This window comes from Maricaulis sp. CAU 1757, from assembly GCF_054482675.1.
The window spans coordinates 1,161,278-1,180,619 of sequence record NZ_JBTLRI010000001.1 but is presented as its reverse complement, the minus strand read 5'-3'; the positions used below and the strand labels follow the sequence as shown (position 1 = coordinate 1,180,619).

22 protein-coding genes are annotated in these 19,342 nt (G+C 65.0%); 1 reads left to right on the top strand and 21 read right to left on the bottom strand.

Translation table 11 applies throughout. The features are described 5' to 3' along the window. Nucleotides 1-85: 85 nt before the first annotated feature. From ACXYMR_RS05575 to ACXYMR_RS05520, 12 genes are all read right to left on the bottom strand, one after another. Nucleotides 86-526, bottom strand: a complete 441-nt coding sequence (locus ACXYMR_RS05575) for a hypothetical protein (RefSeq protein ID WP_458941768.1) — start codon at nt 524-526, stop codon at nt 86-88. 154 nt (nt 527-680) lie between these two features. Continuing rightward, nucleotides 681-1,589, bottom strand: a complete 909-nt coding sequence (gene sucD, locus ACXYMR_RS05570; protein WP_458941767.1) for a succinate--CoA ligase subunit alpha — start codon at nt 1,587-1,589, stop codon at nt 681-683. Continuing rightward, nucleotides 1,589-2,788: an ADP-forming succinate--CoA ligase subunit beta gene (gene sucC / locus ACXYMR_RS05565; protein ID WP_458941766.1), complete on the bottom strand. Its 1,200-nt coding sequence runs from the start codon at nt 2,786-2,788 to the stop codon at nt 1,589-1,591. Before sucC ends, sucD begins: the two co-directional genes overlap by 1 nt. Before the next feature lie 105 nt (nt 2,789-2,893). After that, nucleotides 2,894-4,273 carry a hypothetical protein gene (locus tag ACXYMR_RS05560; RefSeq protein ID WP_458941765.1) on the bottom strand — a complete coding sequence of 460 codons (1,380 nt, stop codon included), beginning with the start codon at nt 4,271-4,273 and terminating at the stop codon, nt 2,894-2,896. Between the two features lie 68 nt (nt 4,274-4,341). Continuing rightward, nucleotides 4,342-6,048, bottom strand: coding sequence for a hypothetical protein (locus tag ACXYMR_RS05555; RefSeq protein ID WP_458941764.1), 1,707 nt, complete (start codon nt 6,046-6,048; stop codon nt 4,342-4,344). A gap of 164 nt (nt 6,049-6,212) precedes the next feature. Beyond that, the gene (locus tag ACXYMR_RS05550) at nt 6,213-6,635 is read right to left on the bottom strand and encodes a DoxX family protein (RefSeq protein WP_458941763.1); all 423 of its coding nucleotides are present in this window, start codon (nt 6,633-6,635) and stop codon (nt 6,213-6,215) included. An 84-nt stretch (nt 6,636-6,719) separates the two neighbouring features. Further along, nucleotides 6,720-7,250, bottom strand: a complete 531-nt coding sequence (locus tag ACXYMR_RS05545) for a DoxX family protein (RefSeq protein WP_458941762.1) — start codon at nt 7,248-7,250, stop codon at nt 6,720-6,722. Next, nucleotides 7,244-8,017 carry an HvfC/BufC family peptide modification chaperone gene (locus ACXYMR_RS05540; protein ID WP_458941761.1) on the bottom strand — a complete coding sequence of 258 codons (774 nt, stop codon included), beginning with the start codon at nt 8,015-8,017 and terminating at the stop codon, nt 7,244-7,246. Before ACXYMR_RS05540 ends, ACXYMR_RS05545 begins: the two co-directional genes overlap by 7 nt. After that, nucleotides 8,010-8,846 carry an MNIO family bufferin maturase gene (bufB, locus tag ACXYMR_RS05535; RefSeq protein ID WP_458941928.1) on the bottom strand — a complete coding sequence of 279 codons (837 nt, stop codon included), beginning with the start codon at nt 8,844-8,846 and terminating at the stop codon, nt 8,010-8,012. The genes ACXYMR_RS05540 and bufB overlap by 8 nt, the downstream gene beginning before the upstream one ends. Nucleotides 8,847-8,925: 79 nt before the next feature. Further along, a complete protein-coding gene (locus ACXYMR_RS05530; protein ID WP_458941760.1) occupies nt 8,926-9,228 on the bottom strand; it encodes a BufA1 family periplasmic bufferin-type metallophore in 303 nt (100 codons plus the stop codon). 256 nt (nt 9,229-9,484) lie between these two features. Next, nucleotides 9,485-10,324, bottom strand: coding sequence for a universal stress protein (locus tag ACXYMR_RS05525; RefSeq protein ID WP_458941759.1), 840 nt, complete (start codon nt 10,322-10,324; stop codon nt 9,485-9,487). A gap of 121 nt (nt 10,325-10,445) precedes the next feature. Further along, nucleotides 10,446-10,985, bottom strand: a complete 540-nt coding sequence (locus ACXYMR_RS05520; protein ID WP_458941758.1) for a GNAT family N-acetyltransferase — start codon at nt 10,983-10,985, stop codon at nt 10,446-10,448. Between the two features lie 210 nt (nt 10,986-11,195). On the opposite strand from ACXYMR_RS05520, the gene ACXYMR_RS05515 reads away from it, so the two are divergent. Further along, nucleotides 11,196-11,702, top strand: a complete 507-nt coding sequence (locus tag ACXYMR_RS05515) for a hypothetical protein (RefSeq protein WP_458941757.1) — start codon at nt 11,196-11,198, stop codon at nt 11,700-11,702. Between the two features lie 71 nt (nt 11,703-11,773). Here the strand turns inward: ACXYMR_RS05515 and mdh are convergent, their stop codons facing one another. From mdh to zapE, 9 genes are all read right to left on the bottom strand, one after another. Then, nucleotides 11,774-12,736 carry a malate dehydrogenase gene (mdh, locus tag ACXYMR_RS05510; protein ID WP_458941756.1) on the bottom strand — a complete coding sequence of 321 codons (963 nt, stop codon included), beginning with the start codon at nt 12,734-12,736 and terminating at the stop codon, nt 11,774-11,776. A gap of 100 nt (nt 12,737-12,836) precedes the next feature. Next, a complete protein-coding gene (locus tag ACXYMR_RS05505; RefSeq protein ID WP_458941755.1) occupies nt 12,837-13,058 on the bottom strand; it encodes a helix-turn-helix transcriptional regulator in 222 nt (73 codons plus the stop codon). Next, nucleotides 13,055-13,528, bottom strand: a complete 474-nt coding sequence (locus ACXYMR_RS05500; RefSeq protein WP_458941754.1) for a hypothetical protein — start codon at nt 13,526-13,528, stop codon at nt 13,055-13,057. The genes ACXYMR_RS05505 and ACXYMR_RS05500 overlap by 4 nt, the downstream gene beginning before the upstream one ends. Nucleotides 13,529-13,621: 93 nt before the next feature. Beyond that, nucleotides 13,622-14,017 (bottom strand): MAPEG family protein, encoded by a 396-nt coding sequence (locus ACXYMR_RS05495; RefSeq protein WP_458941753.1) that lies wholly within the window; start codon nt 14,015-14,017, stop codon nt 13,622-13,624. 806 nt (nt 14,018-14,823) lie between these two features. After that, the gene (locus ACXYMR_RS05490) at nt 14,824-16,161 is read right to left on the bottom strand and encodes an alpha/beta hydrolase (RefSeq protein WP_458941752.1); all 1,338 of its coding nucleotides are present in this window, start codon (nt 16,159-16,161) and stop codon (nt 14,824-14,826) included. An 82-nt stretch (nt 16,162-16,243) separates the two neighbouring features. Further along, complete coding sequence (locus ACXYMR_RS05485) at nt 16,244-16,921, bottom strand: O-methyltransferase (protein WP_458941751.1); 678 nt, start codon at nt 16,919-16,921, stop codon at nt 16,244-16,246. A 141-nt stretch (nt 16,922-17,062) separates the two neighbouring features. After that, nucleotides 17,063-17,635 (bottom strand): hypothetical protein, encoded by a 573-nt coding sequence (locus ACXYMR_RS05480; protein WP_458941750.1) that lies wholly within the window; start codon nt 17,633-17,635, stop codon nt 17,063-17,065. Between the two features lie 165 nt (nt 17,636-17,800). Next, complete coding sequence (locus ACXYMR_RS05475) at nt 17,801-18,118, bottom strand: hypothetical protein (RefSeq protein ID WP_458941749.1); 318 nt, start codon at nt 18,116-18,118, stop codon at nt 17,801-17,803. 71 nt (nt 18,119-18,189) lie between these two features. Beyond that, a complete protein-coding gene (gene zapE / locus ACXYMR_RS05470) occupies nt 18,190-19,320 on the bottom strand; it encodes a cell division protein ZapE (RefSeq protein WP_458941748.1) in 1,131 nt (376 codons plus the stop codon). Nucleotides 19,321-19,342 lie beyond the last annotated feature (22 nt).

The window sequence follows — 19,342 nt, the reverse complement described above, 5'->3', positions numbered from 1 at the left end:
TAAGCAAACATCTAGGCCGAAAAGGGGAATAACAGAAGGGAGGCGCGCCGGTCTGTTGCCAACATGGTGACAGAATGCCGCGCCCTCAGCGCAGTTTCCCGGTCATCACGAGGGTCAGCAGCGCATACAGACCGAGGCCCTGCGAGATGAACATGAGATAGGTCAGCACGGAGCCGAAAAACTCGTCCCAAGCGTCGCTGTTGAGATAATAGATCCAGTCCGACTTATCGACGATAACCGACGCGATGTAGAGCCAGAGGGCCGCCCGGCGCTGCCACACCAGCAAGGCGAGCGAGCCAAAGAACATCAGGTTGTTGGCGTAGAACAGCGTTTCCGACGTCCAGGTGAGGTCAGGCAGCAGGGAGTAGACGTCGGCGTCGGCGGGCAACATCTGCAGCTGGGCCATGCCGAAATAGACGCCCCAGAACGCGCCCAGCACGCATTCATAGGCAATGGCAATGGCGGCCAGCCAGAAGAAGACATTGTTGAAGAGATCGGACCGAGACGGTCCGTGCTTGACCGCCATGAAGGCCCCCGTGCAGGAGCGCCATTGGACTCCAACCACAGGTGGAGGTCAAATGAAACCGCACGATTGCGCTCCGAACTGGGCTCCACAAACGAACAAGCCGCGCTCCGGGATGCGGAACGCGGCTTCTCCTTGTCTTTAACCTGGCCGGGATTCAGCCCTTGAGCAGCTCGGCGAGCGTTGTGCCCAGGCGGGCCGGAGACGGCGACACCTTGATGCCGGCTGCTTCCATGGCCGCGATCTTGTCCTCGGCGCCGCCTTTGCCGCCGGACACGATGGCGCCGGCATGGCCCATGGTGCGACCGGGAGGTGCGGTGCGACCGGCGATGAAGCCGACGGTCGGCTTCTTGCGGCCCTTCTTGGCCTCGTCGGCCAGAAATTGCGCTGCATCTTCCTCGGCCGAACCACCGATCTCGCCGATCATGATGATCGACTGGGTCTCGTCGTCCGCCAGGAAACGCTCGAGCACGTCAATGAACTCGGTGCCCTTGACCGGGTCACCGCCGATGCCGACCGCCGTGGTCTGGCCGAGGCCGACCTGCGAGGTCTGGAACACGGCTTCATAGGTCAGCGTGCCGGAGCGTGAAACCACGCCAACCGAGCCCTTCTTGAAGATCGAGCCCGGCATGATGCCGATCTTGCACTCTTCCGGCGTCAGGATGCCCGGGCAGTTCGGCCCGAGAAGCATGGAGTTGGACTTGTCCAGCTTGGCCTTGACCTTGACCATGTCCATCACCGGAATGCCTTCGGTGATGCAGACGATAAAGGGAATCTCGGCATCGATGGCTTCGATGATGGCGGCACCGGCACCGGCCGGTGGCACGTAGATCACAGAGGCATCGGCACCGGTGGCTTCCTTCGCCTCGCCGACCGAGGCGTAGATCGGCAATTCAGCCGCACTGTCGAGGCCGGACGACCAGGTCGTGCCACCCTTTTTGGGGTGAACACCGGCGACCATGCGGGTGCCGTAATACTCGAGCGCCTGCTCGGTGTGGAAAGTACCGGTCTTGCCAGTCAGGCCCTGGACGAGGACCTTGGTGTTCTTATCGACGAGGATCGACATTATTCGGCCTCCTTCACGGCGGCGACAATTTTCTGGGCAGCGTCGTCGAGGTCATCAGCGGCGATGACATTGAGACCGCTTTCATTGATGATGCGCTTGCCACGCTCGACATTGGTCCCTTCCAGGCGAACCACGAGCGGCACCTTCAGGCCGACATCCTTGACCGCGGTGACAACGCCCTCGGCAATGATGTCGCAGCGCATGATGCCGCCGAAGATATTCACCAGAATGCCTTTGACGTTGTCGTCGGCGGTGATGATCTTGAAGGCTGCGGTGACCTTTTCCGTGGTCGCGCCGCCGCCCACATCGAGGAAGTTGGCCGGCTCGGCACCGTACAGCTTGATGATGTCCATGGTCGCCATGGCCAGGCCTGCGCCATTGACCATGCAGCCGATATTGCCGTCGAGGGCGACATAGGCGAGGTCGTACTTGGAGGCCTCGATTTCCTTCTCGTCCTCTTCCGTCTCGTCACGCAGCGCCATGATGTCGTCATGACGGAACAGGGCATTGCCGTCGAACGAGACCTTGGCGTCGAGGACGCGCAAGTGGCCGTTTTCCATCACGATGAGCGGGTTCACCTCGAGCATCGACATGTCCTTCTCGGTGAAGGCCTTGTAGAGGGTCGGAGCGAGCGACATCATGTCCTGGCGCGCCTGCCCCTCGAGCTTGAGGGCATCGGCAACGCGGCCCGCGTCGGCATCGGTTACGCCGGTTTCCGGGTCGATGTTCAGCGTCTGGATCTTCTCCGGCGTCTCATGGGCGACATCCTCGATATCCATGCCGCCTTCGGTCGAGACGACAAAGGCCACGCGGCCGGTCTCGCGATTGACCAGGAGCGACAGGTAGAGCTCGCTCGCGATGTCGGCACCGTCCTCTATGTATAGACGGTTGACCTGCTTGCCGGCCGGGCCGGTCTGGTGAGTAACCAGGGTGTTGCCGAGCATCTCCTTGGCGTGGGCAACGACTTCGTCCTTGGAGAAGGCGAGGCGGACACCGCCCTTGGCGTCGTCGGGCAGCTCCTTGAACTTGCCCTTGCCGCGGCCGCCGGCGTGGATCTGTGACTTCACCACCCAGAGCGGTCCGGGCAGCTGGTCGGCGGCCTTGGCGGCCTCGTCGACAGAATAGATGGCGACGCCTTCGGCAACCGGCGCGCCAAAGGACTTCAGGACGGCTTTCGCCTGGTGTTCATGGATATTCATATGAGGGGCCTCGCGGGAGGAGAGGAGCGAAATCATGGCCAGATTGGTCCCGCCTTATAGCATCGGGCCAAGAGATCGCAACGCGGTGTCGGTTCAGGATTTCAGTTAAACGTGAAAGGTATCCGCCTCGTCCGCTGCGTCGCCGTGATCGTCGACGGGCGGACGCAGGATATCGTCGAGGCTGAGCGCGCGTGCCGGCGCCGGCAGGGCCGCTTCCGGAGCGATCCGGTCGCCGGAGAAATAGCGAACGCCGGCGCTCATGGCAGCGGACAGGATCTCGGTGTCGGTGATCGAGGTCAGGTAGGTCTCCGCCTTCAGCAGCCGGGCCGAGGCCTGCCAGTCCATCAGCGTCTGCAGGTCCTTGTCGTTGGGTGGACGATCATTGAGGCGTTCCGGCAGGTCGGCACCAAAAATGCCAACCCCACAACTCTCGAAGCATTGCAGGTCGGTCTGGCCATAATCGAGGTGAGCCAGGATATAGGCGCCAAAATGCTTCATCGAGCGGAAGATCTCCTGCATCTGCCCGATCGGGGCTCCGCGCGGCACGCTGTCCACGCGCAGGAAGAAATATTTGCGCATTGGCTCGGGCACCGATTGGAGCACCGCAAAATAGCTCATCCGCTGGGATACGGTCGCAATCGTGTCGTAGTGAACCGGAACGACAATCACGCTCTTGCCGCCGGCCCTACGCACTTTCTGGAAGCCACGCTGGGCGGCCAGTGCGACAGCCTTGTCGAGAGCGCGATGTTCGTCCCTGTAGTCGGATCCCATCAGCGTGTCGCGCCCATAATAGGCAACGCCCTGGACGACGCGGCGGGCAAGACAGAAATTGTGGATCAGGGCGCGCTTCCGGCTGTCCCAGACAGGCCGGAAAACGATATCGTCCCAGACCCCGTCCTTTTCCTTGTACTCCGCCTCCGGCAAGGCCACCGCGACTTTCCCGCCGCGCTTCTCGTTGGCCGGCACCGCGACCCATCGCGTGCGGTCGGAATCGTCGACGACGCGTGTGGGTGTCGACTTCCACACCGGCATGTCGCGATCTGAAGCACCGGATTTTGCGCCCTTGCGCTCGGCCGGCGGCGGCGTCACTTCGGGCTGTGATTGAGCAACGATCTCAAGCAGTTCAGCCGTACTTACCCCGCGCGATTCGGTGGCCACTTTCACCTGTTTGAGCAGATCGTCACCGAGGAAGAACATTTCCAGTTCAACGGCAATATCGCGCACCACGGCCTCGGCTGCCTCGCCTTCAAGGGTCTTGAAGATGATCAGGAAGCCGCCATGGCACCGAATGACGGCATCGTCTTCGCCGAGCCGCTTCTCGATGAAGTGGTCGCCGACCTCGTAGACTTTTTCACGCAGCTGCGGCCAATCGGCACCCGCCTGGTCTCGCACCCGGTCCAGACCGACAAACTGAAACTGGCCCATGTCGACCCGCTCGCGCCCGGCGAGGGCTTTCTTCAGCTTGTTTTTGAGCTCAGGAGGCATCGCTGGACAATCACATCACACGGGATGCGGCAGCCTAACGGTCAAGCGGTTGAGGAAAGGTAAGCCTGTCAGGCCGCGCGCTTCATGATCGCCGCCAGTCCAAGGGACTGCAGCGGCTGAGGTCGCGCCGTGTCCCGCCCGATCAGGTTGCCAGCGAAAAAGCGGAAGCCAATGCCGATGGCGGTTTCGAGCATCCTCGGCGAGTCCATCATGGTCAGGTAGGACTCGGCCTTGAGCTGCTTTGTCGCCTCGACCTGCTTGGTCATGTCCTCGAGCAGCTGCGGCGTCGGACCCGACTTGCGACACGAGAATTCCGATCCGATCAGGGCGACACCGCAATTGGCGAAATGGCTGAGGCGGGACGTTCCGACCGGGACATGGGCCAGGATGTTGGAGCCGAAACACTTCATCGAGCGGAACAATTCCTCCATCTGCCAGATCGGGGCACCGGGCGGTGTATTGTCGACCCGCAGGTAGAAATACTTGCGCAAGTGCTGGGGCACACCCTGCAGGATGGAGAAGTAACGCACCCGGTCATTGACCCCGACAATGGTCGCGTAATCGACCGGGATGGCGATGGCGCACTTGGCGCCTGCCGAGTAGGATTCAAGGAATCCGCGCTGGGCTGCGACTACGACTTCATAGTCGAGCTGACGGCGCAGGTCCGGCGTGCCCATGCCAAGCAGCGTATCGGCGCCAAACAGCTCCTGGCCCTGGTAATGGCGCCGGGCGAGCACGAAATTTGTCGTCACCAGCTGGTTGCGGGCATCCCAGACCGGCTTGAACACGACATCTTCCCACATCGCCTCAGGGTTTTCGTAATGAGCCCCGTCCGGGGTTGCGGCCTGAGGAGCGGCCTGGCCGTGGCGAGCGGCTGTGCCGCCCTCGGCGGACACCCCCCGCCGGGCATCGGCCCGGTCGAAGGCAGGAGGGCTCGGCGCGGCGGCCTTTTTCTCGGAAAGGTGGTCGAAGGATGGCGGCTGCACACTGCTGGACGGGTTCGACGCATTCTGCCCCGCACCGGGGGCTATCGGCTTGGCCTGCTGCGCCTTCTGTTCAAACTCGGGGGGCTGGACTGCACGGCTCGCGGCAGGCTTGGCTTGATGGTCGTCCGGGAAGGCCGGTGGCGACGGGGCGGTGCCCGACCGCGCGCGCTCGGCCGCGGTGCGGAAGCCTGCCGGCGGCGCAGACCGCGTCTGGGCGCTTGCGAAGGGAATAGCCGTTTCTGCCCTGGCTTGTTGCGTCTCATGATAGACTGGGGCTTGGCCACTGCCTGAACCGCCCTCTTCCATTGGGCGCCAGCGCACGGCGGCCATGAGAGCGTCATTGGCCAGGTCGCCGCCCTCGGCCTTTTCATCCACCTGGCCCATCCGGTCACTGGCGCCGGTTGTCCCGGCGACGAAACCAGCCAGGTCCTTCGCCGCAACCGTCTTGACCTCGGCGCGCATTTTCAGCCGCTCGAGAATCTGGTCCCCGAGGAAGAACAGGTTCAGTTCCTGCGAGATCAGCTCGACTTGCTCCGCCGCCTCGCTGCCCTGCAGGTTGGCAAGAATAACAATGAAACCACCGCGGCAGGGAAAAATGACGTCCTCGGGACCGAGCCGTTTCTCGATGAAGTTCTGCGCGGCTTGATAGATCTTCTTGCGGACAGCGATCCATTGATCGCCCATTTCCGCCTTGACCATGTCAAGCTTGATCCATTGCAGTTGCGCGATATCGACGGCGGCCTTGCCGGCCAGGGCTTTCTTCAGCCGCTCAATCAACTCCGCATTCATGCGTCTCGCCTCAACTTATAATCGCCTTACATCAGTGGCGCGCGGGGTTTACAAAAAGTGTATCAAAAACGAACCAAACTCCTGATCCCAACTTAATGGCGTTGTTTTTCTTATGCTTTTCACTGCAGCCTTGGCGACAGTGGCATAATTTATGAACAGCCCTGTCAGCGGGTTGTCGCGACCAGGGCGCCGTCGACCGAGATCGCGCCGCCACCGCGGACCGCAAGGTAACCGGCGATCCCCCCGAACATCAGGGCGCTGGTCCAGGCATGCGGGGCAATCCAGATCATGTAGACCAGGGTGGCAGCGAGCAGAGCCAGGCCGACCAGCCGGGTGAGCAGGCCGACAACCAGCATTGCCGCGATGATCTGGCTGCCCCACACCACGATGCGGGCCAGCCATTCCGGTTGAATGAAGGGCACGTCCCAGACCGCGGCTACGCCATTCATCTCTGGAATGGCATCCGGCCAGTCCGTCGCGTGGGCGCGGCCCCACAGCCACAGACCGGGCGCCAAGGCAAGCCTCATCGCGGCGCCGAGCAGCCAGTCGGGCACCCAATGACGACGGTCCGGAAGGTGTGTTCGCATGTCGAGCCCCCGCTGCAGGGCCGACTGACGCGCCCCGCCCGGACAACTGTGCCGCAGCCGCGCCAGCCAAACAACGACGCGCAACTAGCGCGCGAAAAGGCGGCCCGCCAGGCGGTCGAGGGACAGCCAACCCGGGCCCTGGACGATCAGGTAGAGAGCGATCACTGCCCACAGGGCGTGCGTTGCCCACCAGGCTTCCGGATAGACAAAGAGCTGGATCACCAGGGTCATTGCGAGCAGGGCAAGAGCTGACAGGCGGGTGAACAATCCCAGCAGGAGCAGCACCGGAAAGGCGAACTCGGCGAGAACCGCCATCCACGCCGCCACCTCCGGGGCCAGGAGCGGGAGGGCAAAATCCCCGGCAAACTGCTGATACACTGAGGGCTTCACGTCCAGCGGCAGTTCCGGGAGGCGGATACGGGCGCGTTCCACCGGGAAATCGTTGATATACTCGACATAGGTCAGGTGCTTGCTGACCTCGACCTTGGTCAGGAGCGAGCGCCAGAACACACCGGCGAGCGTCAGACGGGCCAGCAGTGGCAGGACCAGCGGATTCAGCCAGGCTGCTGCCAGGGTAGAACCGTCTGCGTGGAGGGAACGAGCGCGGATCAGCATTGTCGTTTCTCTCCATTGAGCCAGGCTTCGCCCAGCGCACGACCAAAGATGGCAGCCGTGTCCGGTGAATCCGGTTGTCCCGTTGCGCGCCCGGTTGCCTGGCTCAGGCTGAGACCCTCTGACAGGGCAAGCAGGAACACATGATCGCGATGGTTCAGGCCAGCGTGGCGGACAACGCCGTCGCGGCGCCAGATGACGCAGGCGGGTGCGGCCTCCGGCAGCGGACCATCCGGTTCACGCAGGACGACCCAGTCCGCATAAATCGGAGCGTCGGGCGCCAGCAGGCGAACACTCGGGTGCAGGCCGGGGGCCAGACCCGGCAGCTCTGACGGGTCGAGCTGCGCCACCTCGGCCGGTCGGAGCGATGAAGCATCGGCCGCGTGATGGGCCTCGAGCCAGGCCCGGTCATGGCGGGCCAGATCGGCCGTACGGGGCGGCATCGCGTCGGCCGCCGCGGCGGCCCGGGCATCAATGAAATCGGCCATCGCCTCGCCATAGAGGGTCATGGTCCGGCGCTGCGGAGGTCGGGCGCGCCAATAGGCATGCGCCAGCCGGCCGAAGACGTCCGGGCCGAGATGGCGGTCAAGAGCCGGATAGGCGGCGCGCAGGGCCTCGATGGCGCTGCGGACCACCGTATTGCGATACACCATGGCCTGGGACAGGGCGCCCTGGTCCGCAATATGTGGGGCTATGCGGGCCAGCTCACCGGTTTCCAGGAAGTGTGCGAAATCGCGATAGAAGCGGGTATCGTCCAGGACCTCAGGCATCGGCGCGCTCCCGTGACACAAGGCTGAGGGCCGCCTGGGCCTGATCGCGTTCGGCCAGCAAAGTGGCGAAGCCCGGCACCGCGGTATCCCGCTCGACCAGGACCGGGCAAGGGCCTGTTCGTTGCAGCACACTGTCGAGCAGGGCCCAGACGCCGGTGCTGACCGGTGCACCATGCGTGTCGATCAGCAGCGCTCCGCCCAGCGCCGCGTCCGCCTCATGGCCCGCGACATGGATCTCACCGACGGCAGACAGCGGCACACGGTCGAGCCAGGCCTTGATGTCCTGCCCGAGATTATTGCCCGTGATGTAGAGGTTATTGACGTCCAGGAGCAGGCCGCAACCGGTGCGCCGCACGGCCTCGGCGAGGAAGTCGGCCTCGTCCATTTCACCCTTGAGCGGCAAGTAGCGCGAAGGGTTCTCAACCAGAATGCTGCGGCCGAGGGCTGTCTGCAGAGTGTCGACATGCTCGCAGAACCGGTCGAGCGCGGCCTGCGTCATCGGCGTCGGCAGCAGGTCGTTGAACCAGGCGCCGTCCAGCGCCGACCAGGCCAGGTGCTCAGACACGAGGGCAGGCTCGTAACGATCGACCAATTCACGCCAACGCCGCAGATGGTCGGTGTCGAGGGGGCCGGGCCCGCCCAGAGACAGTCCGACGCCATGGAAGGTGAGCGGCCGCTCGGCGCGGATGGCCTCGAGCCAGGCCAGCCGCGGACCGCCGGCTTCCATGTAGTTCTCGGGATGGACCTCGAACCAGAGGCCGTCCGCAGTGCTCTCAAGCGCCGGCCGGAAATGCTCCGGCTTGAGGCTCAGGCCAGCATTGGGGGGCAGGGCTGACTGCGGCATGCGGACGGCCTCTCGGGGTGGGATCTGGGCGTCACACCCCGGTTCGGGTTCGGCAGGCAAAGGTTTACGGGCGCTCGATCGGCTCCAGCGAACCATTGCCGTACGGGGTCTCGATTTCCTCGCAGGTGCCCTCCGGCACATAGCTCCAGGCATTGCCCTGGTAGTCCACGGTCGAGGTCCCCGCGCAGGACGTGCCCGGCCCGGCCGCACAATCATTCTCGCCGGCGAGGGCAACGCCATAGCACTGCTCGGTTGCTCCGTCGGCATGCTCCATGCCTTCGCTTTCCTGCGCATTGGCCGCAGCTGCCGCCAGCGAGAGGGCGAATGCGGAGGCAGCCAGTGTGGTGGCGTGTTTTTGCGCTTTCATTAGAACAAGTCTCCATGATCCGGTTGTCCTGGGCGGCTTGATGCTCCCCAGTCACCCGCATGATCCCCGTCCTGCACCGCAATGGCCAATCACGAGGCTTGGCGCGGCGTCACCTTCCCGTGATGCAGTGTCATCCCGGCGTCATCGCGCATATTCTGGTGTAATGCACTGGTCGGCCGGTACTGGTCCGGTGCAACATGCGGGGCGTCCCGGCAAGCCGGCTACAGGCGCCACGGCTCAGGCAGCACGGCTGGCCCTAGTGGGCCAGAAGCACGGCACAGGGCGCCTCGCGCAGAAGCAATGACGTGTCATCGCGCTCCACGGCCTGCTGCCAGAGCGGCGCCCCATACCCCCCCATGACCAGCAGGTCGGCAGCGACCTCTCGGGCGTAGCCGAGTACGGCACGCCCGTCACTCAGCGGACCGGCATCGGGATTCCGCACTTCGACCTGGATGTCATGGTCACGCAGGTAACGCATGGCTCCATCGAGCAGGCCTGCGGCGCGCCGGTCATGGCCGGCGCAGACAAGGTGGACCCGGTTCGCGGAAGCGAGCAGTTCCAATCCCCCGCTCACGGCGCGGCTGGCCTCCAGAGACCCGTCCCAGGCAATGCAGGCACAGTCGAATACCGCTTTGGGCGCGCCATTCTCACGCACGGCCAGGACCGGCTTGCCGCTGGTGCGGGCGGCGCATTCAAGGGCGGCGGCCGGTTCGCGCCACTGGTCACCGGACGGTGCTCGCATGACTATGAGATCACAAAGCCGGGCCTCATCGCCGAAGGCCTCTGCGGGCAGACCCACAAACGACATCAGGCGCCCGACCTGGCCGTTATCACCGGTTTCACGCATGGCGGAAAAGGCCGCGTGCGCGCGCTCCGATGCCGCCGAGGCTGCCGCGTCGAGCGCCGCCAGGACCGCTTCCATTCCATAAGTGGAGAAGGCTTCGCCGAGGAAGTCCGGTACGCTGGTCGAGTTGCGGCGGATGAACAGACCGTCGAGACGCGCGCCCTGCCCGCGACAGATGGACTGCCCATGCTCCAGCAACAGAGCATCTGTGTCATTGCCCTCCAAGATGGCGAGAACCCGTCGAATACCCATCCCACTCCCCTTTTCGGCCTGCAGTCCAATACCGGAGGGATCATCGGCGTTCCGGGCGGACAAATCCACCTCAATGGCCGATTGGCGGCGTGTGACGCGACGGACCGGACGGGCGTCCGTCTCAGAGACTGGCTCGGGCAACTCGCCAGTCGTCAGCGCTCTGGCCCCACAAATCGACCGTAATGGCAAATCCGGGCACCTCGACCTGGCGCCCGAGATCGCGCGAACCGAGCTTGCGGGCTACACCTTGGCTGGCGGCGTTGTCAGCGTGGATCAGGTGCACCACATCGGGCCATCCCAGCGTGTCGAAAGCATAATCGAGGGTCGCTGCGGCAGCTTCGGTGGCGTAGCCCCTGCCCCAGGTCGAGCGGTTCAGGGACCAGCCCACTTCCGGCTGCGGCCAGCCGTGCGGGAACCACGGCCCGACGCGGCCGATCCAGTTATTGCTGGACTTCTCGAAGACCGAGAAGAAGCCATAGCCGCGCAGCGCCCAGTGCCCGACGATGCCGCACAGGGAGCGCCAGACCAGCGCCGGCTCCTGCTGGCCGCCGATGAAGCGGGTGGTTTCCTCGTCCGCCATCAACGCACAAAGCGGCTCGAAATCATCGAGCGATGGAGGGCGAAGGATGAGCCGCTCTGTTTCGAGAACGATATCAGTCATGTCGACATCATGAGCGGCGACGGCCACAGCCGCAAGCCGGCCCACGATGGGGTTGGTGTAGAATGTGTTACAACTAACGATGGGTGGCAGCGCATCCGGGATGTCGCTAACCTTCCGCCCTTGGGGAGTAGGGGCCGTGTTGTGGTCCCGCCCGTGGTCCGGCAATTGCATGTTGAGCCACGGGTCAGTGCGTGGGGTGAGTCAACAAGGATGGCGATCCAGGACCGTCCGGGAGCCTTGCGGCTTCTTGTATACGTGATTGCAGCGGCCTGCCTGTCAGGCGGCATTGCCGGATGGGTGAGCGCTAGCGGCGCCCGCGAGGCCGTCGAGGCGATGGCCGCGGCCAGCTGGCTGCACACCTACCGCCTGATCTGCATGGCTACCCTGGTCATGCCGCAATTCCTCGTCATCAGCCTGTGGATCAACCAGCGAAGCGGCCGTGACGGCTGGCGCCTTGTGTCCAGCCTGCTGATCCTGCTCTTACTGGCCGGGCTGATCTCGCGGGTGCTCATCCTGTTCGGCAGCCAGGATGCCAGCCTTGCCTTCCTCGCCAGCCTCGGCCTGTGGGTGTTCGCGCTGTTTGCCATTGCCGTGGTCCAGCATGCCTGTCGCCCGGCCGGCTTCCTGTTGTGGATCCCCTTCGCCGTGCTCACCGCCGACACCATCATCAACTTCGAGATGATGCGTCTCCACACGGCCGTCATCGGCGCGCTCTGAGCGCAAGCCCGACATGAAAAAGCCGCCGGCCCGGTCGGGCGGCGGCTTGATCACGGCGCTCAGCTACCGGCTCAGGCCAGCTTCGGCTCGAGGCCCTTGCAGGCTTCGACAAGACCCTTCACGGCATCGACCGAATTGTCGAACATCTTCTGTTCGTCGTCATTGAGCTTGATCTCGACGACTTTCTCGACCCCGCCGGCACCGATCACCACCGGTACACCGACATAGAGATCGTCCTGGCCGAACTGGCCGGTCAGGTGAGCGGCACAGGGCAGGATACGCTTCTTGTCGCGCAGGTAGGCGACGGCCATCTCGATGGCGCTCTCGGCCGGCGCGTAATAGGCCGAACCGGTCCCCAGCAGGGCGACGATCTCGCCGCCGCCCTTGCGCGTGCGGTCGACGATGGCGTCCATCTTGTCCTGCGACGACCAGCCCATCTCGACCAGGTCGGGCACGGGGATGCCGGCCACGGTGGAGTAGCGCAGCAGCGGCACCATGGTGTCGCCGTGGCCGCCCATGACGAAGGCATTGACGTCCTCGACGGAAACCTCGAACTCGTCAGCCAGGAAATGGCGGAAGCGGGCGCTGTCGAGCACGCCGGCCATGCCGACGACCTTGTTGTGCGGCAGGCCGGAGAATTCGCGCAGGGCCCACACCATGGCGTCGAGCGGGTTGGTGATGCAGATCACGAAAGCGTCTGGCGCGTGCTTGGCAATGCCTTCGCCGACGGCCTTCATGACTTTCAGATTTATGCCCAGCAAATCGTCGCGGCTCATGCCCGGCTTGCGTGGCACGCCGGCGGTGACGATGCACACGTCGGCACCGGCAATAGCTTCGTAATCGTCCGAGCCGGCCAGCTTGCTGTCCTTGCCGAAAACCGGGCTGGCCTCGGCGATGTCCAGTGCCTTGCCCTTGGCCACGCCTTCGGCAATGTCGAACAGGACGACGTCGCCGAGCTCTTCGCGGGCGGCGATGTGGGCCAGAGTTCCGCCGATCATGCCGGAACCGATGAGGGCAATCTTGTTACGAGCCATGGATGGCGCTCCTTGGAAGTGGGACGAAGTTCGCCCGGGGTCTAGCGCTGCTGGCTGCGGACCGCAAGCCGGAGGGCGCGGCGAGCCGGATTTCAGCCTGCTAGGGCTCCGATGCGGGCGCGAGGTAGAAGGCCTCCTCGACCGCCACGCCGAGCTCGGCGGCGATCTTCAGGGCCAGCACGGTGGACGGGATGAAGACCCGGTTCTCCACCGTGTTGATGGTCTTGCGGGTGACCCCGACCGCCTCGGCCAGCTGGCCCTGGGTCAGACCCGCGCGGGCCCGCAGCTCCCGCAGATTATTGCCCAGCGGCGACGCGCTCATGCTTCGCCCTCTGCACCGTCCCGGGCGTGGAGCAGGAAGACGATGAGCGGCGTCAACACGCCGACGATCAACAAGCTGCGCAGCACGAGACCGGCCGACACTTGCGGTATTGCGGCAAAACCCACAGCGAGCGAGTCGAGGGCCTGGAACAGAGACACCACGGCGATCATGGCCGCCCATCCCCAGATCATCGCCAGCCGCTTGTGGTGATGGAACAGCTCGTCCTCGACAATGGCCTGGGCCCCGGCCTGCCCCAGCTTGCCGGCATAGACCAGGAACAGCGCCATCGAGATCGCCCAGCCCAGCGCACCGATCGCCATGATGACCGAGATCACCCCGGCCGCTGCGTCGCCAGCCGCGACACCCGGAAAATCCTGCACCAGCCAGGCGCCCTGCCAGACCAGGAAGGTTACGGCCGCAAGTGCCAGGGTCCGATTGCGGCGCTTGATGAGATTGCTGATATCGGCCATGGGGCCCTCCCGGTGTAACGCTTAGGTGATAGACACCTATGCGTTACACTTTGGGAAGTCAAGGTTACAGCACTCCAAGCCCGCTTGCCGGCCTCAGAGCAGGCCGATGAGCGGCCAGGCGACCATCACGGTACCGACCAGCCCGCCTGCAAACAGCAAGGTGCGCACCCAGGGCAGGCCGAGCCAGTAGGCCGGCAGGTACAGAACCCGGCAGACGCCGTAGAGCTGCGCCCCGACCATGGTCATCTCGGTCTGGCCGCCGACCAGGTGCACGATCAGCACCACCGGCGCGAACATGGCCAGGCTCTCGACCTGGTTGATGACGGCACGATTGGTGCGCCCGTGCAGGATGTCGGGAGTGTAGGGATCATCACGCGGCCCTGCCTGGCGGACCAGGCCGTACTTGAACACCCCGATCGTAGCCTGGACCACGATGGCCACGAACAGCACCACCACGCCCAGAAACAGCATCCAAAGTTCAACGGTCATGAGAGCCTCCCCGCTCTGCCTGAGTGAAACGTCAGGTTATATCGCGCCGCGGCAAACGCCAAAATCCGCCACGCCGAACATCGCCACGGCGCTGCCGCCTGGCGGTATGAGGATGCGACCGAGCCTCCAAGGACCCAAGTTGGCAAGGCGGGCTGGCTCGGAACGGTCCTCCAATAGTGCCGCTCCTCGCCGCCCGCAGCCCCGCCGGGGTCGCCGGCCGACATGACCGGCCGACCCGGACGAGCTCCGCTCTCCCCGCCCCCCCGGTTGTCTAGGCCGGGCCTCGAGCTGGTGCGAGGACGGGGCAAGTGTCTCACGGCTGAGAGGGGGTGGGGATAAAACGGGGCGAAAAAAAAGGGCGGCCCGCTGATTTCATTGAGAAAACCGCCACGGACGGTCGCTGAGAGTGCGGAGAAGAAAATTCTATGACCGCGTGAGCCTCCCTCTCCCTGGGGAGAGGGATCGAGGGAGAGGGGGGAAGCAAGGTCTGTCCGGAGAGGTTTTTCTTGTGGCGGGGACTCTCCGGGAGGGGCGGTGTCTCCCCCCTCATCCGCCCCTTCGGGGCACCTTCTCCCCGGGGAGAAGGGGGGTGTTGAGCCCGCCTCACGCAGGTCCTCCCCCTTGATGGGGGAGGTGGATCGCCGAGTCAGCGGCGAGACGGAGGGGGTGAATCCCGGTGCCTGACAGGTCTGCCACCGGGATTCACCCCTTCCGAGCCGAGGCTCGGCCTCGGCCCACCTTCCCCATCAAGGGGAAGGACCTCGTCCGGTGCGGCACCTCTCCCGCTTGGCAGGAGCGGGATGGCGCTAGTCGCGGGCGACCAGGGTTGCAGCGGCCTGGCCAATGGCCTCGTAGGCGACGGGGGCGATGACGTGGGGGGCGCTGGCATACTCGTTGGGCAGGCCGGTCTCGCTGGCCTGGAAGAGGTGATTGACGCCCGGGACGATAGAGATCGCGGCGTCCGGCCGCGCCGACCGGGCCACCTCGGCCTGCGGGCCGGGCAGGACCTGCAGGTCGCGCTCGGCATAGACGAAGGCGGCCGGGCCGTCATAGGCGGCGATCAGGGCCGGCATGTCGAGCGCCAGCAAGGCGGTAAACCAGGGACGACCGAACAGCTGGATATTCGGGGCCGCCTGTTCGGGCGACATGTTGAGTTCGGCAGTGGCGGCACGCACCGCGGCCTCGGTGTCCTCGGCGTCGCGGGCGGCTTCGATGAGCACGTCCTGGACCTGGCGGTTGGCAATGACGGCAAGTTCGCCGCCGCCGCTGGCGCGGATCAACGCGGCAGCCTGCTCATACAGCACCTGGTCGGCATTCGAGGTCATGCCGGCGAGGGACAGGATGAAATCCGGATCACTGTCTCTGGCGGCCAGGAAGGCGGTCACCGCGCCCTCGGAATGGCCAAGATAACCGGCGGAGGAAATCGCCTCGTGCGCCTTCAGCCAGTCGAGCGCCGCCACGGCATCGGCGGCGAAGTCATGCGAGGTGGCGGACATGTAGTCCCCGGTGCTGTCGCCGACGCCGCGATCATCGAGGCGCAGGGTCGCGATGCCGTGCTCGGCCAGCGCGCTGGCCATGGCCGCGAAGACCGGCCGGCCGAACATGGTCTCGTCGCGGTCCTGGGCCCCGGTGCCGGTCAGCATGACAAAGGCCGGAAACGGCCCGTCGCCTTCGGGCAGGCGCAACCAGCCGACCTGGGTGATGCCGCTGCCGGTGACGACGGCCTCGATGTCCCGACCCACCATGGGCGCAGGTTCGAACCTGGCTGCCTCGAACGCGTCGCCGCCCCGCACCAGGACCAGACCCATGGCCCGGCCCTGGGTGAAAGTGCCGTCCAACCGGTCGGGCGCCCCCAGGCGGGCCTCGTAGCGCGCATTGATGGACGGGAATTCGGCGACCAGCCTGTCGGCATCGGCGCTCATGCTGGCGGCCGGAATCTCGGCATTGCCCTGGTCGACACTGACCAGATGCCCGCTCAGCCCGTCCCCGGTTTCGCTGACATGCAGCTCGAGGCGAAGCTCCCCCATGCCGGTGTCCAGGGCGCCGCGCCAGACGCCCGCGAAATCCGGCGCCCCGGCCATAGCCGGCCCGGCCAGCGCCAGTCCGGCGAGGGCCGCAAGTGTCCATGACTTGATGATCTGCATGTTTATCCCCCTTGGGTCTGCCTGATCCGAAGCCTAGGCAGGAGTGCAGCGATCCGCGAGGGGGATTGGGCGCCCCCCAGTCCTATCGCTTGAGCGCCATCAGGACGCCATCGCCGATGGCCGTGAAGGCGGAATGGACGCGCTCGTCCTGGCGCACCTTGTCGGCGAGCGCCTTGAGCGCGGCGGTGTCCGCGTCCTCGGCCACCTTGGAAGGGTCGGCGACGCTGCCGCCCCACAGCACATTGTCGAACAGGATGAGCCCACCGGGCCGCAACAGGCCGAGCCCAGCTTCGTAATAGGCGTCATAGCCGGTCTTGTCGGCGTCGATGAACATCAGGTCGACCATGCCGCCAACTTCCGACTTGAGGTGCAGAAGGGTGTCCCGGGCATCACCGATGCGCAAGCCGATCTGCGGTGCCACGCCGGCATCAATGAAGTATTGCCGTGCCTTCGACGTGTACTCGTCGGACACGTCGCAGCCGTACAGCCGGGCCTGGTCACCGTGCATGTCCTTCATGGCCAGGATGGTTGCCAGGGCCGAATAGCCGGTGAACACACCGACCTCGACGGCCGTGCGGGCGTTCACCAGGCGCGCGCACATCTGCAGGAAGGCGCCCTGCTCGGGGCTGATCTGCATGCGCGAGATGTCGCCCATGGCGTCGGTCTCGCGTCGGCAGCGGGCCAGCACCTCGTGCTCGGGCGGATTGGCATCGCGGACGTATTCGGTGAGCGTCTCGTCGAGACCGATGGATCGTGACATGGCGGCACCCTCGCTGTTCCTGGACAGGCTAGCGGTCCCGGCCGGACGCGCCAACCGGGATGCGATGCGACAGCGATGACTTGCGCGGCGCGGCCGTCACGCCGCCTGGATGCGACGTCACAATGGCTGTTGCGATGCGGGTCAGTCCCCGTGCCAGTGGCGCATCGACAGATTGCGAATGCGCTCTCCGTCGACTTCCATGCCGCCGCGAAAAGCGATGCCCTCCCTGGTACCAATGGCGTCCGGTTCGATCTGCCCAGAGACCAGGACATCTCCCACCTCGTCGCTGCGCCCTTCGAAGGTGAACTCGCCCTCGGTCAGAACGAGGCGGGTCGCCCGGACCCTCTCGACAACGGCCGGGCTCTCGCCCAGCTCCGTCATGATGGTTCCGCCAGACGGGTCCGCGAACTCGACCCAGACCGGCGCCTCGGCGGCCAGCCGACCGCCGTCGGTGGGCGCGGGCCAGTCCATGTCCCGGCCAATATAGACATGGAGCAAAGTCCAGTCGCCGAATACCAGCTCGGAATGCGGCACGTAGTATCCGTCGAAGCCCAAACCGGCTTGGAACTCCACGCTGTTGCCGGGCGGTGGCGATGCAGTCCCGGCAACCGCCTCAGCGGAGGCGACGGCCTCGGATGGACCAGCGGTGCTGTCCACAGGCGGTGAGCAGGCCACGGCCAGTCCTGCCAGCGATATCAATACCAGATTCTGCATGTACTCCCCCTCACAAGTACCGGCCGGGGTCCGGGTCTCTCGCTCACCGGCCCTTGCCGGCAGTGCGAAACATTGAAACGGAACGTCCGGGCCATGCCCCAAAACAAGGAGATCGCCGACCCGCCGGGTCGGCGATCTGTTTCTCTGTCCGGAAACCCGTTCAGACTAGCGCTGCGGCTCGCCTTCGGCTTCCTCTTCCATCTCTTCAGCAGCCTCTTCCATGTCCTGGGCCATTTCCTCGGCCTCGTCCTGCATGGTCTCGCCTGCTTCTTCCATCATTTCGCCAGCATCATGGGCCGCTTCTTCCATGGCTTCACCGGCGTCGTGCGCGGCTTCTTCCATGGCATTGCCGGCATCATGTGCGGCGTCCTCGGTTTCCTGGACGGCCTCGTCCATGTCGGCTTCGGTTTCGTCAGCCGGCTGGCAGGCGGCAGCAAAAAGAGCAGCCGCGAGGCTGGCACCGAGAACGAATTGTTGACGCATGGTTTCCCCCTGAATATTGCGCAGCCGTAATATCTCACGTCTTGCCTTGCCTGCAAAGTGAAAACAGCGAGTTATCCCGCCTCGAAATGTTGTGCCGCCAAATATTCGTGAGTTCGCATCTCCATCAGGCGCGAAGCTGTCCTTTCAAACTCGAAAGATCCGTCGCCGGATGGGTACAAATCGTCGGGCTCACCGGCCGCGCTCATGACCAGCTTCGTCCTGGCCTCGTACAGGGCATCGATCAGCGTCACGAAGCGTTTGGCTTCATTGCGCTTTTCCGGTGACATGAGAGGCACGTTCTCGAGCAGCACGGTGTGGAAGCGGTCGGCCAGGGCGAGGTAGTCGGCGGCACCCAGCGGGCGGGCGCACATCTCGGCAAAGCTGACCCGGGCCACGCCGGCGGCTTCGCAATTGACCACCAGCTGGCGCCCCTTCACGTCAAGGCTGCAATGCTGGGGCGTGGCGCCCTGGGTCAGCCGCTCCCAGGCATCGTCCATGGCCAAGTCGGCTTCCGCGCCGAGCGGGCAGTAATAGATCGGCGCCGCCTCGAGCTGGCGCAGCCGGTGATCGGTGCCGCCATCGAGCTCGAACACGTCGACGCGGGCTTTCAGCAACTCGATAAAGGGCGTGAAGAGCTGACGGTTGATGCCGTCGCGATAAAGGTCATCGGGGTGCCGGTTTGAGGTGGCGACAACGACAATACCGGCCTCGAACATGGCTTCGAACAGCCGACCGAGGATCATCGCGTCGGCGATGTCGGTAACCTGGAATTCGTCGAAGGCGAGCAGGCGGGCCTCGCTGGCCAGGGCCTGGGCAACCGGCGGGATCGGATCGTCCGCGGCCCCCCTGACATATTCAGGCCGGCGCTTGCGCTCGGACCGGTCGAGCGTGCGCCAGGCAGCGATGCGGGCGTGCACGTCCTGCATGAATTCGTGAAAATGGACGCGCCGCCGCGGAGTGATGCGGGCGCAATCCATGAACAGGTCCATGAGCATGGACTTGCCGCGCCCGACGCCACCCCACAGGTAGAGCCCCTTCGGCGGCGGCTTGGGACGCCCGAACCAGGGCTTGTGGCCCGGCTTCCAGTGCCGCAGCCGGCCGGCCAGTTCGGTCAGGGCGGACGCGGCCCGCTCTTGGTCGGTGTCGGCAATGAGCCGGCCCTCTGCCACGCGACTTCGCCAGATCGAAAGCGGTGTCTTCATGCTGTCAGGCTTGGGGTGCGCC

Coding starts and splice junctions, on each gene's coding strand:
- ACXYMR_RS05575 (WP_458941768.1), bottom strand. CDS start 526: ATGGCGGTCAAGCACGGACCGTCTCGGTCCGATCTCTTCAACAATGTC.
- sucD (WP_458941767.1), bottom strand. CDS start 1,589: ATGTCGATCCTCGTCGATAAGAACACCAAGGTCCTCGTCCAGGGCCTG.
- sucC (WP_458941766.1), bottom strand. CDS start 2,788: ATGAATATCCATGAACACCAGGCGAAAGCCGTCCTGAAGTCCTTTGGC.
- ACXYMR_RS05560 (WP_458941765.1), bottom strand. CDS start 4,273: ATGCCTCCTGAGCTCAAAAACAAGCTGAAGAAAGCCCTCGCCGGGCGC.
- ACXYMR_RS05555 (WP_458941764.1), bottom strand. CDS start 6,048: ATGAATGCGGAGTTGATTGAGCGGCTGAAGAAAGCCCTGGCCGGCAAG.
- ACXYMR_RS05550 (WP_458941763.1), bottom strand. CDS start 6,635: ATGCGAACACACCTTCCGGACCGTCGTCATTGGGTGCCCGACTGGCTG.
- ACXYMR_RS05545 (WP_458941762.1), bottom strand. CDS start 7,250: ATGCTGATCCGCGCTCGTTCCCTCCACGCAGACGGTTCTACCCTGGCA.
- ACXYMR_RS05540 (WP_458941761.1), bottom strand. CDS start 8,017: ATGCCTGAGGTCCTGGACGATACCCGCTTCTATCGCGATTTCGCACAC.
- ACXYMR_RS05530 (WP_458941760.1), bottom strand. CDS start 9,228: ATGAAAGCGCAAAAACACGCCACCACACTGGCTGCCTCCGCATTCGCC.
- ACXYMR_RS05525 (WP_458941759.1), bottom strand. CDS start 10,324: ATGGGTATTCGACGGGTTCTCGCCATCTTGGAGGGCAATGACACAGAT.
- ACXYMR_RS05520 (WP_458941758.1), bottom strand. CDS start 10,985: ATGACTGATATCGTTCTCGAAACAGAGCGGCTCATCCTTCGCCCTCCA.
- ACXYMR_RS05515 (WP_458941757.1), top strand. CDS start 11,196: ATGGCGATCCAGGACCGTCCGGGAGCCTTGCGGCTTCTTGTATACGTG.
- mdh (WP_458941756.1), bottom strand. CDS start 12,736: ATGGCTCGTAACAAGATTGCCCTCATCGGTTCCGGCATGATCGGCGGA.
- ACXYMR_RS05505 (WP_458941755.1), bottom strand. CDS start 13,058: ATGAGCGCGTCGCCGCTGGGCAATAATCTGCGGGAGCTGCGGGCCCGC.
- ACXYMR_RS05500 (WP_458941754.1), bottom strand. CDS start 13,528: ATGGCCGATATCAGCAATCTCATCAAGCGCCGCAATCGGACCCTGGCA.
- ACXYMR_RS05495 (WP_458941753.1), bottom strand. CDS start 14,017: ATGACCGTTGAACTTTGGATGCTGTTTCTGGGCGTGGTGGTGCTGTTC.
- ACXYMR_RS05490 (WP_458941752.1), bottom strand. CDS start 16,161: ATGCAGATCATCAAGTCATGGACACTTGCGGCCCTCGCCGGACTGGCG.
- ACXYMR_RS05485 (WP_458941751.1), bottom strand. CDS start 16,921: ATGTCACGATCCATCGGTCTCGACGAGACGCTCACCGAATACGTCCGC.
- ACXYMR_RS05480 (WP_458941750.1), bottom strand. CDS start 17,635: ATGCAGAATCTGGTATTGATATCGCTGGCAGGACTGGCCGTGGCCTGC.
- ACXYMR_RS05475 (WP_458941749.1), bottom strand. CDS start 18,118: ATGCGTCAACAATTCGTTCTCGGTGCCAGCCTCGCGGCTGCTCTTTTT.
- zapE (WP_458941748.1), bottom strand. CDS start 19,320: ATGAAGACACCGCTTTCGATCTGGCGAAGTCGCGTGGCAGAGGGCCGG.